Here is a 16,144-nt window from a genome sequence, read left to right as displayed (position 1 = left end):
CCTTATTTAGCGGCTTTTTTGGTCGCTTTTTTGTGGTGCTTTTTAGCAGCCTGAGCTTTCTGTGCAGCAGGTTTAGTTACTTTTTTGTGGTGTTTTTTAGCAGCCTGGGCTTTCTGTGCAGCCGGTTTGGTTGCTTTTTTGTGGTGCTTTTTAGCAGCCTGGGCTTTCTGTGCAGCTGGTTTGGTTGCTTTTTTGTGGTGCTTTTTAGCAGCCTGAGCTTTCTGCGCAGCCGGAGCTTTCTTCGCTACTTTTTTGTGTTTCTTGGCAGCCTGAGCTTTCTGAGCAGCGGCTTTCTTGTGTTTATGCGTAGTCGCTTTATGTTTAACCGGTGCAGCGGTAGTGGTTGCAGCAGCAGCCGGAGCCGGGGTAGCAGTGGTTTCAGCTGCGAAAGCTACAGAAGACAGACCCATAGCAGCGGCGATCACCAGCGCAAATAATTTTTTCATTGCAAATTCCTCGAACTATTTTTTCATGTGTAGCCCACTGCGGGGCCGGTGAAATGACTATATGAAATTGCAGAAGTTCTTTCCGTGAGGGATTGGTATCGGCGTGTAACGGAATGTACAAAGGAAAGTAAAGGAATGGAAAAGGCGGCCAGCAAGGCCGCCGCGCAGTTTAATCAGCCAGATAGCGTTGTTCAAGGTGTTGGCGGAAATAGTGCGGATTTAAGGTTTCTCCGGTGGCGTTGACCAGCAATTGCCCGGTTGGGAAACGGCTGCCGTGCTGCCAGATATTCTGTTGCAGCCAGTCAAACACCGGTTGCAAATCCCCCTGCAGAATCAGCTCGCTCACCTGGGGAATGGCACGCTTCACCGCCTGGAACAGCTGTGCAGCATACATGGCCCCGAGTGTGTAGGTCGGGAAGTAACCAAAAGCACCGTCCGTCCAGTGGATATCCTGCATACAGCCATCACGATAATTACCGCGTGTATCCATGCCGAGTGAATCCTGCATCTTTTCATCCCACAGCGCCGGAATGTCATCAACCTCAATCTCGCCCTCAATCAAGGCACGCTCAATCTCGTAACGTAAAATCACGTGTGCCGGATAGCTGAGTTCGTCGGCATCGACACGGATCAGACCCGGTTTCACACGTTGTGTCAGACGAATAAAGTTGTCACTGGCGAGGGCGGGTTGATCGCCCATCAGCGCAATCACCTGCGGCTGGATTCGTTGCAGAAACTCGCGGCTGCGTCCCAGCTGCATCTCCATAAACAGACTTTGCGATTCGTGCATCGCGGTGGAACGCGCATGCGCCACCGGCTGACCGCGCCACTGCTGGGGCAGATTCTGTTCGTAACGGGCGTGTCCGGTTTCGTGGATCACCCCCATCATCGCGCTGAGAAATTCATTCTCATTGTAACGGGTGGTGATACGCACATCTTCCGGCACACCGCCGCAGAAAGGGTGAGCGCTGACGTCGAGACGGCCATGATTGAAATCGAAACCGAGGGTGCCCATCAGGCTCAACCCGAGTTGTTTCTGTGATTCGATAGCAAACGGCCCGACCGGCGTGGTGACGGGATGCTGCTGTTGCTTTGCCACCACTTTTTGCAGCAGTTGCGGCAGCCAGCTTTTTAACTCGCCAAAGGTCTGGTCAAGCTGAGCGCTGGTCATACCCGGTTCGAACACGTCAAGCAGCGCATCGTAGCGGGAGACGCCGAGCGCCTCAGCGCGCAGCTGCGCTTCTTCGCGGCTCAGTTTCACCACGTCTTTCAGATTGGCAGCGAATCCCTGCCAGTCATTCGCCGGACGCTGCTGACGCCAGGCGTGTTCACAACGGGAACCCGCCAGCGATTTGGCTTCAACTAATGAGGCCGGGAGAAGGGTAGCCTGTTGCCAGGCACGGCGCATTTCCGTCAGGTTTGCCTGCTCCACATCATTGAGAGACTCCTGCTGCGCGGCATCAAACAAGCCACCGAGGCGTTTATCGGTCAGGATTTCGTGCATAAATACGCTCAGCTCGGCCATGGCCTCGCCACGGGCGCGGCTGCCACCGGCAGGCATGGTGGTTTGCATATCCACACCGGCGATAGCGCCTAAATGGCCGAAGCGAGACAGACGCAGAAAAGTGCGGCTAAGTTCCTGATAAGCTGAGGACACGGGGAAACTCCTTGTTAGGTTAAGCGCGACGGGATTTCCCGCAAGGGTAGATCAACCGGCCAGCAAAAGCGAACACTGGCACCACCCAGCGGGCTGCTCTCGATAGTGACATTGCCCTGCAACGCAAGGGCGATGGAATGCACAATCGCCAGGCCGAGGCCACAACCGCCGGTAGCACGATCGCGGCTGGGATCGAGGCGCACAAAAGGCTCAAACACGCGCTCACGTTCTTCCTGTGGAATACCCGGACCGTCATCTTCTACCTGCAAACACCCGATACTGCCATCAAACCACAGGCTGACGCGCAGCCGTTGTTGTGCGTAGCGCAGCGCGTTATTGACCAGGTTATCCAGCACGCGCTCCATCAGGCGGGTATCAGCGACACCAAAGTTTTCACGCTGCGGAATGTCGAGATCGATCTGCGCCTGCGGATTCACCGCCTGCACATCTTCAATATGCAGGCGCAGCCATTCGGCGAGGTCAAAAGATTTCAGAGTGAGATCGACACGCGGACGGTCGAGGCGCGCATAGGTCAGCAGCTCCTCGATTAAGCTTTCCAGCTGGCCGATATCCCGGTTCAGCGCGGCAGATTCATTTTCGCTCAGGTTTTCACTCATCTCCAGCCGGTAGCGCAAACGTACCAGCGGGGTGCGTAATTCATGGGCGATACCGTCGATCAACTGCTTCTTACTGGCAACCAGCGTGTTGATGTTATCGGCCATCTGGTTGAAGGCGACACCGAGGCGGAACAGGCTGGAAGTGCTGTCAAAATGGGTACGCACATCCAGTTCACCGCGCCCAAAGCGCTGCGCCGCCTTTTCCAGTCGCAGCATCTCTTTCCAGTGGGGACGCATCCAGATAAACACCGGCAGCGCCAGCGACATACCGATAAAAGCCAGCAGAGCGATATCCAGCAGACGCATTTGGTGCAGGTAAAACAGGTAAGGAATCGGGCCAACGGATAACACGTAATGGCTGCGCGGAATGTGTTGCAGGAAGGTGTATTGATCGTCAAGCGCGACGATTTCGCCTGCACGTAACCGCTTCATATCCGGCTCGTCCAGTTCATACTTACTCATCGGCTCGATGTGCAGATTAAAGGATAAATCGAGATCGAGGCTGCGGATGGTTTTGTTCCAGTCACGCGGCGGGATCTCGCGCAACTCGCTGCGCATCAAAAACAGCGAGCTGGCCATTAAATCGTTCATCGACTGGCGTCCGGCGCGTTCGGCGGTGAATTTGTACACCAGTCCTACCAGCAAGGTCATCACCAGAAAGCAGACGAAAAGTAACAGATAGAACTGGATAAAGAGCTTTCTCATGCGGAACGGGTATCCCAGGCCTGCGGCGCGAACAGGTAGCCTTTATTACGGATGGTTTTGATGCGGAACGGCTCGGTGGCGCTGTCATACAGTTTCTTGCGCAGGCGCGAAATAGCCACATCAATGCTGCGATCCATCCCGTCATAGCTGACGCCACGCAGGGTTTGTAATAACGCATCACGGTTGAGAATCTGCCCGGCGTGGTTGGCCAGTTCCCACAGCAGGTCAAAGTCCGCGGTGGAAAGGGTGATGTGTTCCTCAAACAGCGTGACCTGACGATTCAACGCATCGATAGTCAGCGAGCCAAAGCGCAGTACCTTCTGCGAACTTTGTACCGCTGGGGTGACTTCCGGCTGGCCGATATGCGCCTGACGCAAATGGAGACGCAGGCGCGCCAGCAGCACCGCAGGTGGGGTGGTTTTCAGAATATAATCGTTGGCACCCATTTCCAGCGCCAGAATGTGGTTCATATCGCTGTCGAGCGAGGTCAGCAACACAATGGGGCCTTGCCAGCTGGCACGTAAGTCGCGACATAAGGTCATGCCGTCTTTGCCCGGCAGCATGATATCCAGCATCACTAAATCGGGATCGGCGGCAGCAATGGTGGCTTCTGCGCGGTCACCGCGCGTTTCCACAATCACGTCAATGTCATGACGTCCGAGGTAGGCAGCGATCAATTCGCCTACTTCCGGTTCATCTTCCACATATACAATCTTGTTCATAATCCACTGTGACTGGTGAGTATGGACAGCAGCATAGCGTTTTCAGCTGTCGAGCTCTATGCTACAGCACGAAATATCCTTTGCTCTCTGGTATCCGGGCCGTGAAATGTGCCATTATTAGCAGCGCGTTGTGGCGCAAGGTTCGGAACCGTAATGAAAAACAGGAGGAGTGCGAGGGTGTCTGATAAAGAGCTGGCTTCAGCCGGATACAGTGACCGCATCTGCTTCAATTACAGTGATTTCCTTTCCGCCTCGTGCAAAAAACGCTGGAGCTTCGTTGACGCCATTTATGGTGTGTTGCCCATTTTTGGCATGGTCACCCGTAAATCAGCGCACAGTCTACAGGCCAGCGACGATCATCTGAAAGAATTAGCATTACAAATCATTTCAACTCAGGTCAGTGATGAGATCAATATTGCGCGCCTGATCACCCTGGCTGAACAGCAGCACATCAGCCGTTTCGATATCCAGTTACCTTATCCGCTGTCAGCGGAGCAGCTTGATGCTATCCATCAGGAATACCGCAAGCCGCTCAACCTGACACAGCAGGGCGACCTGCTGTGCGTGACCATCCCCGGTCAGCCTCATTAATTCGTCAGCTGCCATACGGCAGGCAGTGACGCGGCGATTAACAAGACGATAGCGATACGTTCCAGCTGTGACAGTGCCTGGCTGGCACGGCCGCCACGACGCGCGTACAGAAACAACAGTACACCCGGCGCGTAAAGCACCACAGACAGCAGCAGATGTAACGGACCTGACGCGTACAACAGCCAGATACCGTACAGGCTGGCACTGATGCCCGTCAGCATCGCCAGGGTTTTTTGCTGCCCGCGAACCACCTTGATCAGATAGAGACCGACCAGCAGATAAGGTACGAGAATCATCTCCGAGGCGATGGTAAGCAGGGTGTTGTAATCCGCGCCGGTGACGGCAATCAGAATCAGACACACCTGCACGCTGCCGTTGGTTAGCCATAGCGAGGCAGCGGGGGAGTTATGGCGGTTCTGCCGGGCAATGCTGCGCGGAAAAGCCCCCAATTGCGCGGCGAGAAACGGGACTTCAGCGGCCATAATGGTCCAGCTCAGGTAGGCACCGCATACCGAGATGATCAAGCCGACGGCGATGACTGCGTCACCCCAGTGGCCGATCAGATGCTGCATCAATCCAGCCATCGAAGGGTTACGCATTTGCGCCAGCTCCGCGCGCGGTACCACACCCAGCGACAGCAGCGTCACCAGCAGATAAACCAGCAGCGCGGCCAGCACCGCCAGCATTGTCGCGCGCCCCACATCTTTCTTATGACGCGCGCGGGCTGAGACCACCACCGCACCTTCAACACCGATAAACACCCAAAGGGTGATCAGCATAGTCTGCTTAACCTGTTCCCACAGCGGTTTACCGAGCGCCAAACCGTGGAAATCAAGACGGAAACGATCGTAGTTAAACGCCATCACTGCCAGCACCACAAACAGCAGCAGCGGAACCAGTTTGCCGAGGGTCGCCAGCAAATTGATGCTGGCTGCCGTTTGCACGCCGCGCAGCACCAACGCATGGACCAGCCACAGCAGCACCGAGGCACCGAGCATCGCCTGCCAGGTATTTCCATCACCAAATACCACGTGGTCCGGCGTATCGGTAAAGAAACTCAGCGCTGAAAACACAATCACCAGATAGGAAACGTTGGCGATAACCGCACAAAGCCAGTATCCCCACGCCGAACAGAATCCCATCAACTCGCCAAATCCGGCGCGCGCATAGGTGAAGATACCACCATCCAGCTCGGGTTTGAGGCGTGTCAGCAACAGCATCGCCAGGGAGAGAAACAGAATTCCCACACCGGTAATTAACCAGCCAATCAGCAACGCTGCCGGACCGGCGACGGCGGCCATATTTTGCGGCAGGCTAAAAACACCCGCACCGAGCATTGAACTGAGCACCAGCGCGGTGAGTGCACTAAGACCTAATTTTTTATCCAAAACGCCATTCCTGAGCAGCAGAGTATGCTGGGTAAAAAGGATTCCGCTGGATATTAACGCGACGAATCGTCGGGTTTAAAACGGAATACCCTGAAAATCAGGCGGCAGATTTTACGGAGTACGCAACGGGAAGGCAATGAATGATGATGCAGAGAAGGTTAGCTTTTATGCAAACAGCAGGGCGACGGGTGCCGCCCTGCCTGGGGTTTACTTGAACAGGTCAGCGCTTACAGTCAGGTTGCCGCCGCTCTGGTTCTGCCACTGACGGGTAACGTGATAATACTTCGCCCCTTTGTCACCGGCACGTTTTGCCACTTCTTCAGACACTTCAGTCGGTGAACCGAAGTGACCGGTAAAGGTCACGCTATCAAACGGCTGCATCTGTGCGGCGGTAATCGCGTTCACTTCCTGGATTTTCTTGCCGTCGGCTAAGGTGACCGTGTAACGCTCACCGGTGGAGGTTTGTGTTTCGAAGAAACGACCCACTTTAGAGGTTGGGGTTTCTGAAGAGGCGACACCCGGGATCTCAACGTTTTTCGCCGCTGCACCACCTGCGGCCAGTGCGGCTTTACCGGCTTCAGAATCAGCAGGGATCAGGTTCGGGCTCTGAACTTTGCGTTCTTTAGCATCGGCTTTGTAGACATAAGCGGTAACGTACTGGTTGCCGCCGTTGTTAGCATCGATCTGACGCACAATAAAGAAGGAGGCCGCGCCTTTCTCTTTCGCTGCTTTAGAAATGGCGTCGTTGACATCCGGCTGGCTGGGGAAAAAGCCGCTGACGGAAACGGTATCGAACGGCTCCAGACGGTAAGCTTCTGCTTTTGGCAGCGCTTTTACGCCATTGTAGCTGAGGTATTCAGTCTGCTTTGATGCTTCAGGAGCGTCCGCGTGGTACAGGTCTGCGGTGACGCGCCAGTTGCCGCTGTTGCCATTGCTGTCGTTGATGCCCTGAATGTAATAAGAGGCAGCGCCCAATTCGTCAGCACGTTTAGAGACGGCGTCTGCAGCGTCGCCAATCGCGTTGAAACGGCCGGTGATATTAATACGTTGGAATGGCTTCAACGCGGCCGCTTTTTCCGGCGTCAGTTCCTGCGCAGCAAACGCATTGGCTGCCAGCAGTGATAACAAGGTGGACGCCAGAATAGTGTTCTTAAGCTTCATAAAAATGATCCTTCGCCTTACGCAAAAATGAGTACGAAAACGTGCTGGACTCTTGATGTATAACAGATTAGCCGCTGATTATTACATGTAATAATCGGCCTGTCTCAGCCAATTTATCCGACAGAGATTGACAATCTACCCGGATTATTCATTGGGCTGTCATCAGTATCTGCTATGGCGTTTTTTTGTGCGCGTTACCACTAAATCTGGTAACACTTAGTGCTGCAATAGTTAAAGTATTGTTAAATAAAGGTTTTTAATAACACTAAATTCGCCATGACACGATTTTGCACAGCATATAATTTTTTAATATGACCAAAATGCAGTGGCAAAACGTGGCATTCAATCTTAGCTTCTGAATATTTGTGTGAATGTCATAAGTATGCATTATCGCTGTGGATCGCTATTCATATTTTCAGTAGGTTATAAAGACTTTGTTACATTGCGCATTTCGCTCATAAGTAGCTGAAACATCGTTTCAGTTACCTGAGCCTGTGCCGCTTACAGACCCTCATCCTTTAACCGATGAAAGGAAACAGTATGTTAATTGGGATACCCAAAGAGCGGTTAGCCAATGAATCGCGCGTGGCCGCCACGCCGAAAACCGTTGAGCAACTGATCAAGCTGGGATTCAGCGTCACTATCGAGCAGGGTGCAGGTATTCGTGCCAGCTTTGATGATGAAAGTTTTGTTGCCGCAGGGGCCACCATCAGCAACACCGCTGACGTGTGGCAGTCAGATATCGTGTTGAAAGTGAATGCGCCCGACGAGGCTGAAATCGAGCTGACGCGCGCAGGTAGCACCCTGGTCAGCTTTATCTGGCCAGCACAGAATCCGGCACTGCTGGAAAAACTGGCGGCGCGCAAGGTCACCGTGATGGCGATGGATTCCGTGCCGCGTATTTCCCGCGCCCAGGCGCTGGATGCACTCAGCTCGATGGCTAATATTGCCGGTTATCGTGCCATTGTTGAAGCCGCGCATGAATTTGGCCGTTTCTTTACCGGTCAAATCACCGCGGCAGGTAAAGTGCCTCCCGCTAAAGTGATGGTGATTGGTGCGGGCGTGGCTGGCCTGGCTGCGATTGGCGCGGCGGGAAGTCTGGGCGCTATCGTGCGTGCATTCGATACCCGTCCGGAAGTGAAGGAACAGGTACAGAGTATGGGTGCCGAGTTCCTTGAGCTGGATTTCGAGGAAGAAGCGGGCAGCGGCGACGGCTATGCCAAAGTGATGTCAGAGGCCTTTATTAAGGCGGAGATGGAACTGTTTGCCGCGCAGGCTAAAGAAGTGGACATCATCGTCACCACGGCGTTGATTCCGGGCAGACCGGCACCGAAGCTGATTACCAAAGAGATGGTTGCCAGCATGAATCCGGGAAGCGTGATTGTCGATCTGGCGGCGCAAACCGGCGGTAACTGTGAGTTGACCGTTGCTGATCAGGTCACGTTGACCAGCAACGGCGTCAAGATCATTGGTTACACCGATCTGCCAAGCCGTCTGCCGACCCAGTCTTCTCAGCTGTATGGCACCAACCTGGTGAACCTGCTGAAGCTGCTGTGTAAAGAGAAAGACGGTCAAATCAATGTCGATTTCGAAGACGTGGTGATTCGTGGTGTGACGGTCATCCGTGACGGCGAAGTGACCTGGCCGGCCCCGCCGATTCAGGTATCCGCTGCACCGAAAGCCGCACAACCTGCCGCAGCGCCGAAACAAAAAGTTGAAGAAAAACCGGCATCGCCGTGGCGCAAATTTGTGCTGCTGGCACTGGCCGTGGTGTTGTTCGCCTGCCTGGCAAACGTCGCACCGCCGGAATTCCTGTCGCACTTTACCGTGTTCGCGCTCTCCTGCGTGGTGGGTTACTACGTGGTGTGGAACGTCAGCCACGCGCTGCATACCCCGCTGATGTCCGTGACCAACGCCATTTCCGGCATTATCGTGGTTGGCGCAGTGTTGCAGATGGGGCACGGCGGTTGGGTTACGCTGCTGGCATTTATCGCGGTGCTGATCGCCAGTATCAACATCTTTGGTGGCTTTACTGTCACCCAGCGCATGCTGAAAATGTTTCGTAAGAATTAAGGGGTAACAACATGTCTGGCGGATTAGTCACTGCAGCATACATTGTTGCCGCGATTCTGTTTATTTTCAGCCTTGCCGGTCTCTCTAAACATGAGACTTCAAAGCAGGGTAACATTTTTGGCATGAGCGGGATGGCTCTCGCGCTGCTTGCAACCATCTTTGGCCCCAACAGCGGTAACGTTGCCTGGATCCTGCTGGCGATGGTGATCGGCGGTGCAATTGGTGTCCGTCTGGCGAAGAAAGTCGAAATGACCGAAATGCCGGAACTGGTTGCTATCCTGCACAGTTTCGTCGGTCTGGCAGCGGTACTGGTCGGTTTTAATAGCTACCTCGACCACGCACCGGGCCTGTCGGCGGTGATGGAAAACATCCATCTGACCGAAGTGTTCCTCGGCATCTTTATCGGTGCGGTCACCTTCACCGGTTCAATCGTCGCCTTTGGTAAATTGCGCGGTAAAATTTCATCGCGTCCGCTGATGCTGCCGCATCGCCATAAGCTGAACTTGCTGGCGCTGGTGGTTTCATTTGCGCTGCTGGTGTGGTTTGTCCGCACGGAAAGCACTGGGGCGCAGGTGTTTGCATTGCTGCTGATGACGCTCATCGCGCTGGCCTTTGGCTGGCACCTGGTGGCTTCCATCGGCGGAGCTGACATGCCGGTGGTGGTCTCGATGCTGAACTCCTACTCAGGTTGGGCGGCGGCCGCAGCAGGTTTCATGCTGAGCAATGACTTGTTGATCGTCACCGGTGCGCTGGTGGGTTCGAGCGGTGCCATCCTGTCTTACATTATGTGTAAGGCGATGAACCGTTCATTTATCAGCGTGATTGCCGGTGGCTTTGGTACGGACACCAGCGTCGGTGGTGAGAGCGAAGAAGCCGGTGAACACCGTGAGATCAATGCCGAAGAAACCGCCGAGCTGCTGAAAGCTTCAACCTCAGTGATCATCACCCCTGGCTACGGCATGGCGGTGGCACAGGCGCAGTACCCGGTGGCGGAAATCACCGAGAAGCTGCGTGCACGCGGTATCAAAGTGCGTTTTGGTATTCATCCGGTGGCCGGTCGTCTGCCGGGTCATATGAACGTACTGCTGGCGGAAGCCAAAGTGCCGTATGACGTGGTGCTGGAGATGGATGAGATCAACGATGATTTCAGCGATACCGACACCGTACTGGTTATCGGTGCGAACGACACCGTGAACCCGGCAGCGCAGGAAGATCCACGCAGTCCTATCGCGGGTATGCCAGTGCTGGAAGTCTGGAAGGCGCAGAACGTTATCGTCTTCAAACGCTCTATGAATACTGGCTATGCCGGTGTGCAGAACCCGCTGTTCTTCAAAGACAACACGCAAATGTTGTTTGGTGATGCGAAGGCCAGCGTAGAAGGCATTCTGCGCGCGCTGTAATAAAAGGAAGGGCGACCAGTTGGTCGCCCTTTGCGTTATTCGTCATCGTCTTCTTCGTCATCATCATCAAGTTCGATGGGTGATTTAAAGTCATCAGGCTTAATGGCCAGCAAATCGCAACGCAGATGATCGATCACCTGTTCAGCGGTATTCCCCAGAAACGCCGCAGATAATCCGGTACGGCCAATGGTGCCCAGCACCACAATTCCCGCCCCTAAATGGGCCGCGATATCGGGGATCACTTCTTCCGGCAAGCCTTTTGCCACATGGGTGAACTCTTCACTGATGGAAAACTTCTGACGCAGTGCTTTCATCGCCACCAGATGCTGGCCGCGAATCGCATCGTTATAAACGCTGGGATCGAAGTCCGGCAGTTCGATAGCGATGTTTATCGGGGTAATCGGGTAGGCACCCACCAGATGCACTTCGGTATGGTTAACCATTTCCGCCAGCACCGTGGTTTCCTGAATCAATTTTTGGTTGAGGGCATCATGATGAGGTTCTTCGCTGGCAAGGTTCACCGCCACCAGCGCTTTGCCGCCTTCCGGCCACGGCTGGTCTTTAACCATCCACACCGGGCACGGACATTTGCGCAGCAGATGCCAGTCGGTGGGGGTGAAGATCACCGCTTCCAGCCGATCGTGCTGGTGCGCCATCTTCAGCACCAGGTCGTGCTGATGGGTCATGACCTCATGAATAATCGCTTCAAAGGGGCGGTTATGCCAGATCACTTTGATTTCAATATCGACACCCGCCTCTAAGTAGGCGTGGGCTTGTTCACGGATCCACTCGGTACGCTGGCTTATCACGCCTTTGCGCATATTGCCACGCTCATCCGGCGACAGTAGCGTGGTCATTTCGTATGAAAAATCATAGATAGGCAGGAAAGCTTTGATTTTTCCGCCGATGCGTTGATTGAGATAAACCGCACGCCGCAGCGCGGGTTGATCATCCTGCTGTGCATCAATCGCGACCAGAATATTTTGGTACCGGGACATAAGGCAATCTCCTCAAAACCAAAGCAAGTTGGGTTAAAGATAGCCTAAGTTAGGACAGTGCAGAAGGGAAAAAGTTGTTGCCGGATCAATAAAATAACATTTATTGATCCGGCTGAGTGTCAGGCAGCCTGTTCAGTCTGACCAGCAAGTTCTGCCAGCAAAGCATGGTTTTCAATAGTGATATATTTGCCTTTTACCGCCAGCATGCCACTTTTCTGGAAACGACCGAGTAAACGGCTGATGGTTTCTACGGTTAGTCCCAGATAGTTACCAATATCGCCACGCGTCATGGTCAACCGGAACTCGCGCTGGGAAAAACCACGCTGACCGAAGCGGCGTGACAGGTTCCAGATAAAGGCAGCCAGACGTTCTTCAGCGTTCTTTTTCGACAGCAACAGAATCATGTCCTGATCGCCCTTAATCTCGCCACTCATCAGGCGCATCATCTGCTGACGCAGGGCAGGCATTTTGCCGGACAGATCGTCGAGGGTCTCAAAGGGGATCTCGCACACCATCGCGGTTTCCAGTGCCTGAGCAAAACTCGGGTGATGGGCGCTGACAATGGCGTCAAAACCTACCAAATCACCTGCCAGATGGAAGCCGGTAATCTGTTCGTCACCCTGTTCAGTGATGGTGTAACTTTTGATGGTGCCAGAGCGAATAGCGTATAAAGATTTCAGTTCATCACCGGCTTTGAACAATGTCTGGCCTTTCTGAATCGGCTTTTTACGTTCAATGATATTATCCAGCTGATCCAGTTCGTGCTCGTTCAGCGTGAAGGGAATACACAACTGGCTGATACTGCAATCCTGACAATGGATGGCACAACCGCCAGACTGAATACGTCGAATGCTGCGTTTTTCCGGGATCATAATGTCTACGCTCGATGATTATTGACTGCGGTCAATTTTAACATTTTTCCGTGCAAAGGACACTCATCCGAGCAGTAATAATCCTCAAAAAAAGTGGGGGTGGCGCAAAAATAGTTGATCAGCGCTAATTCCGCTATTTGCCAATAATTTCCGCAAGGGTGTTTTTTGATCTGGAACGATTTGTTGACACTTTTTTGGCACCACTCGTAGCTGGATTTTTGTGCAAAAAGTGACAGATGTGATGCCAGAAAGCTTTTGCTACTCTTTCTTCGCTGAATTGTTATGTGGGAAAAAACCATGAACCTTGATGATGATGACCTTTTCCGGGATGCCATGGGTGATGTGACACCGTTGAAAGATTGCGCCAATACCCAGTGGCTGCGCGCACCATCCACCAAAGCGCCACGGGAACCACACCGCAATGATGAACAGGAAAACTTTCTCACGCGTGGCTTTCTGGAGATTATTCCGCTGGCGACGCCGCTGGAGTACAAAGCCGATGGTATCCAGCAAGGGGTGCTGGATAAACTGCGGCTGGGCAAATACCCGCTGGATGCCAGCCTCAATCTGCTGCGTCAGCCGGTGGAAACCTGCCGCCAGTCGTTGTTCAGCTTTATGATGCAGGCGCGCAAGCAGGGGTTACGCAATCTGCTGATCATTCACGGCAAGGGGCGGGAGGATGAATCGCATGCCAATATCGTGCGCAGTTACCTCGCTCGCTGGCTGCAACAGTTTGATGAAGTGCAAACCTTTTGCGTGGCACAACCGCAACACGGCGGTGCGGGCGCGCTCTACATTGGATTGCGTAAAACCGATAAGGCGCGCCTGGATAACCGCGAACGGCATGCCAAGCGCAGCCGTTAACTGTGGAACTTACGGATCGTCGCCATTAATACTTCTGCGCTCAGGCTTAAGGTATTACCGGTGCGGGTGATAATACCCACCGGCTCGCCAGGTCCACCGGAACTGATGGGCAGGGCGCAGAGCGCATTATGGCTCAAATCTTCTTTAATGGCCCCGGATGGCACAAACCACACATAGTCGTAACGCAGTGCCAGCTGACGTGCCAGCGAGGTGGAAGAGGTTTCAACGCAGTTGGCGGGCAGGGAACAATCCTGATCATCCAGCATCTGCTGGGCGATACGGCGCGGCGCAGTGCCCTCCGGGGAGATCACCACCGGCCATTGCATCGCTCTGGATAGCGTGACGTTGTCACCTAATAGCGGATGTTCCGGTCGCACCACCAGCTTCAGCGACTCCAGAAACAGCAACTCATAAGTCAGACCCGCCATCATCTCGCTGTCGGCCATGCGGCCAATACCGATATCAAATTCCCCGGCGCGTAAACCCGCCAGCAGTACGTTGTTATGCAGGGTCGCCACCTGAACCGTGGTGTTGGGTTGCTGCTGATGAAAACGATCGAGAATTTGCGGCAGCATGCCCATCGCTGCCGTCGTCAGTGCGCCAAGACGGATCACCATGGGGCGTCCTGGCAGCGGGGCGTTGAAGCTCTGCCCGGCATGATTCAGTGCATCCAGCACCTTCACCGCATGGGTAAGAAATTGTTCCCCCAGCGTGGTGAGCTGCGCACCGAGACGGCCACGTTCAAACAGACGGGCACCCGCCAGTTCCTCCAGCTCGTTGAGGGTTTTCGATAGCGCAGGCTGGCTCAGGCTGAGAGTTTCCGCTGCCCGGCCCAGTGTGCCCTGCTGCGCTACCGCAACAAAGGTATGTAAGTGGCGCAAGCGAATGCGCTGATTGAAAAGGATATTTTTGTCCATAACCTCACACTTAATGAGATTTCCAGCGCGCAGGCAACTGGCAAACTGAAATTTTGTTAACCTCGCTGCAAAATTATATTAACAATTTTAGCTTGTGTGGCGCTAAACGCATAAGTCACTGTAATCACGGGGAATACCGGATATTAATCTACCTGCCAGGTTATTACCGTCAGTAATATCAGAGGGTTAAGATCACAAATCCTGAATAATTCTCAATTACATTCAAAATTACTGCCCGCTATTGTTAACGATGAGCTATCATAAGCGCCGTTTTTTTTACCAAAACTGATGTTTAAATCGGTAAGCCGAAGCAGGGGTTCTGACGTGACCAGCGTTGAAGCAGTAGATGTCCGCCAGCTCATTAATCAGAGCGCATTAAGCAGCTGGCAAAAGCGCCTGATTGCACTCTGCTTCATTGTTGTGGCGCTGGACGGTATGGACATCGCGCTGATGGGCTTTATCGCACCGACGCTCAAAGCCGCCTGGGGAGTCAGCAATCATCAACTCGGCATGGTCATCAGCGCCGCATTGGTGGGGCTGGCACTGGGTGCTGTGGTGGCGGGGCCACTGGCCGACCGCTTTGGTCGCCGCCTGCTGATTCTGCAAAGCGTCCTGTTCTTCGGCATATGGACGCTGGCCACTGCGATGGCACAAAACATCGAACAGATGATGTTGTTCCGTTTTCTGACCGGATTAGGCCTTGGCGCGGCCATGCCCAACGTGGGTACGCTGGTGGCGGAATACGCCCCTGAACGCCGTCGCTCCTTCATTATCACCGTGGTATTTTGCGGTTTCACCTTCGGTGCCGCCTCGGGTGGTTTTGCCGCCTCCTGTCTGCTGCCGCGTTATAACTGGCATGCGGTGATGTTGCTCGGTGGCGTGCTGCCGCTGGTGGTACTGCCTTTCCTGCTGCGTGGTTTACCGGAGTCGGTGCGTTTTCTTATCAGTCGTCGGGCACCCGCGGCGCGGATTCATGCCATTCTCGATCGTATGATGCCGGGTGCAGTGCAAGCTAACAGCCATTTTCTCAGTGCCGAGCCAGCCACCGCACGTCATGGCGCGATAGCCACCGTGGTTTCCCGCCGCTACCTGTTTGGCAGCCTGATGCTGTGGGGCGGTTATTTCATGGGGCTGTTCCTGGTTTATCTGATTGGCAGCTGGCTGCCGTCACTGGTGAATACGCTGGGGATGTCGGTCACTGAAGCCGCGATCATCACCGCGATGTACCAGGCAGGCGGCACTCTGGGGTCACTGTTCGCTGGCTGGCTGATGGACCGCGTCAATGCCAACCTGGCGCTGGCAGTGATCTATTTTTGTGGCGGTATCGCGATTATCGTCCTCGGTTTCTCCCCAGCCCAGGTCGGGTTGATGAGTGGCATCGCCTTTTGCAGCGGCTTTTGTTTTAACGGTGCCAATACCGGCATGAACGCGCTGGCTGCCAGCTATTATCCCACCCATGCGCGTGCGACCGGTTCCAGCTGGATGCATGGTGTAGGGCGCGTCGGTGCCATCCTCAGTGCCTTTGTCGGCGCGGAATTGCTGTCGCTTGGCTGGTCATTCAGCCATATCTTCCTGATGCTGGCCTTACCGGCGGTGTTAACCACGGTGATGCTGGTCCTGAAATTTCGCTTTGGTGACCCGGAGTAAGCAGGCGAGATCACAGTTCCACGAAATTGTTACCCGGTGTTAAGCGGTTGATCTACAGTAGCAACAACCCTTTAGCCCGAGGTGAT

At 54.1% G+C, this 16,144-nt stretch carries 14 protein-coding genes; 5 read left to right on the top strand and 9 right to left on the bottom strand.

The window, feature by feature from the left end:
• Positions 1–2 precede the first annotated feature (2 nt).
• From asr to rstA, 4 genes are all read right to left on the bottom strand, one after another.
• Complete coding sequence (gene asr / locus HA50_RS10320; RefSeq protein ID WP_021183150.1) at positions 3–446, bottom strand: acid resistance repetitive basic protein Asr; 444 nt, start codon at positions 444–446, stop codon at positions 3–5.
• A gap of 169 nt (positions 447–615) precedes the next feature.
• Positions 616–2,103, bottom strand: coding sequence for a carboxypeptidase M32 (locus tag HA50_RS10315; protein WP_084874982.1), 1,488 nt, complete (start codon positions 2,101–2,103; stop codon positions 616–618).
• A gap of 14 nt (positions 2,104–2,117) precedes the next feature.
• Positions 2,118–3,425 (bottom strand): two-component system sensor histidine kinase RstB, encoded by a 1,308-nt coding sequence (rstB, locus tag HA50_RS10310; protein ID WP_084874980.1) that lies wholly within the window; start codon positions 3,423–3,425, stop codon positions 2,118–2,120.
• Entirely contained in the window at positions 3,422–4,147 is a 726-nt protein-coding gene (gene rstA / locus HA50_RS10305) for a two-component system response regulator RstA (RefSeq protein ID WP_084874978.1), read from the bottom strand. Before rstA ends, rstB begins: the two co-directional genes overlap by 4 nt.
• 177 nt (positions 4,148–4,324) lie before the next feature.
• Between rstA and HA50_RS10300 the strand changes: the two genes are divergently transcribed.
• Positions 4,325–4,738 carry a hypothetical protein gene (locus HA50_RS10300; RefSeq protein ID WP_084874976.1) on the top strand — a complete coding sequence of 138 codons (414 nt, stop codon included), beginning with the start codon at positions 4,325–4,327 and terminating at the stop codon, positions 4,736–4,738.
• Here the strand turns inward: HA50_RS10300 and HA50_RS10295 are convergent.
• The gene (locus HA50_RS10295) at positions 4,735–6,126 is read right to left on the bottom strand and encodes a basic amino acid/polyamine antiporter (protein ID WP_084874974.1); all 1,392 of its coding nucleotides are present in this window, start codon (positions 6,124–6,126) and stop codon (positions 4,735–4,737) included. The two genes, HA50_RS10300 and HA50_RS10295, sit on opposite strands and share 4 nt — an antisense overlap.
• A 207-nt stretch (positions 6,127–6,333) precedes the next feature.
• Entirely contained in the window at positions 6,334–7,287 is a 954-nt protein-coding gene (gene ydgH, locus HA50_RS10290; RefSeq protein WP_084874972.1) for a DUF1471 family protein YdgH, read from the bottom strand.
• A gap of 540 nt (positions 7,288–7,827) precedes the next feature.
• On the opposite strand from ydgH, the gene pntA reads away from it, so the two are divergent.
• Together pntA and pntB are read left to right on the top strand one after the other, a co-directional pair.
• Entirely contained in the window at positions 7,828–9,360 is a 1,533-nt protein-coding gene (gene pntA / locus HA50_RS10285) for a Re/Si-specific NAD(P)(+) transhydrogenase subunit alpha (RefSeq protein ID WP_084874970.1), read from the top strand.
• Positions 9,361–9,371: 11 nt separating this feature from the next.
• The gene (gene pntB, locus HA50_RS10280; RefSeq protein WP_084874968.1) at positions 9,372–10,760 is read left to right on the top strand and encodes a Re/Si-specific NAD(P)(+) transhydrogenase subunit beta; all 1,389 of its coding nucleotides are present in this window, start codon (positions 9,372–9,374) and stop codon (positions 10,758–10,760) included.
• 35 nt (positions 10,761–10,795) lie between these two features.
• Here the strand turns inward: pntB and uspE are convergent, their stop codons facing one another.
• Both uspE and HA50_RS10270 read right to left on the bottom strand, forming a co-directional pair.
• Entirely contained in the window at positions 10,796–11,758 is a 963-nt protein-coding gene (uspE, locus tag HA50_RS10275) for a universal stress protein UspE (protein WP_084874966.1), read from the bottom strand.
• A 119-nt stretch (positions 11,759–11,877) separates the two neighbouring features.
• Positions 11,878–12,630 carry an FNR family transcription factor gene (locus tag HA50_RS10270; RefSeq protein ID WP_084874964.1) on the bottom strand — a complete coding sequence of 251 codons (753 nt, stop codon included), beginning with the start codon at positions 12,628–12,630 and terminating at the stop codon, positions 11,878–11,880.
• Positions 12,631–12,927: 297 nt separating this feature from the next.
• On the opposite strand from HA50_RS10270, the gene smrA reads away from it, so the two are divergent.
• Positions 12,928–13,494 carry a DNA endonuclease SmrA gene (gene smrA / locus HA50_RS10265; RefSeq protein WP_084878472.1) on the top strand — a complete coding sequence of 189 codons (567 nt, stop codon included), beginning with the start codon at positions 12,928–12,930 and terminating at the stop codon, positions 13,492–13,494.
• Here the strand turns inward: smrA and HA50_RS10260 are convergent.
• The gene (locus HA50_RS10260; protein WP_084874961.1) at positions 13,491–14,411 is read right to left on the bottom strand and encodes a LysR substrate-binding domain-containing protein; all 921 of its coding nucleotides are present in this window, start codon (positions 14,409–14,411) and stop codon (positions 13,491–13,493) included. The two genes, smrA and HA50_RS10260, sit on opposite strands and share 4 nt — an antisense overlap.
• 324 nt (positions 14,412–14,735) lie before the next feature.
• Here HA50_RS10260 and HA50_RS10255 point away from each other — a divergent pair, with 324 nt between their 5' ends.
• Positions 14,736–16,058 carry an MFS transporter gene (locus HA50_RS10255; RefSeq protein ID WP_084874959.1) on the top strand — a complete coding sequence of 441 codons (1,323 nt, stop codon included), beginning with the start codon at positions 14,736–14,738 and terminating at the stop codon, positions 16,056–16,058.
• Positions 16,059–16,144 lie beyond the last annotated feature (86 nt).

It is taken from the genome of Pantoea cypripedii (genome assembly GCF_002095535.1).
In the GTDB taxonomy this organism is placed as follows: domain Bacteria; phylum Pseudomonadota; class Gammaproteobacteria; order Enterobacterales; family Enterobacteriaceae; genus Pantoea; species Pantoea cypripedii.
This window is presented reverse-complemented; position numbering and strand designations above follow the sequence as displayed.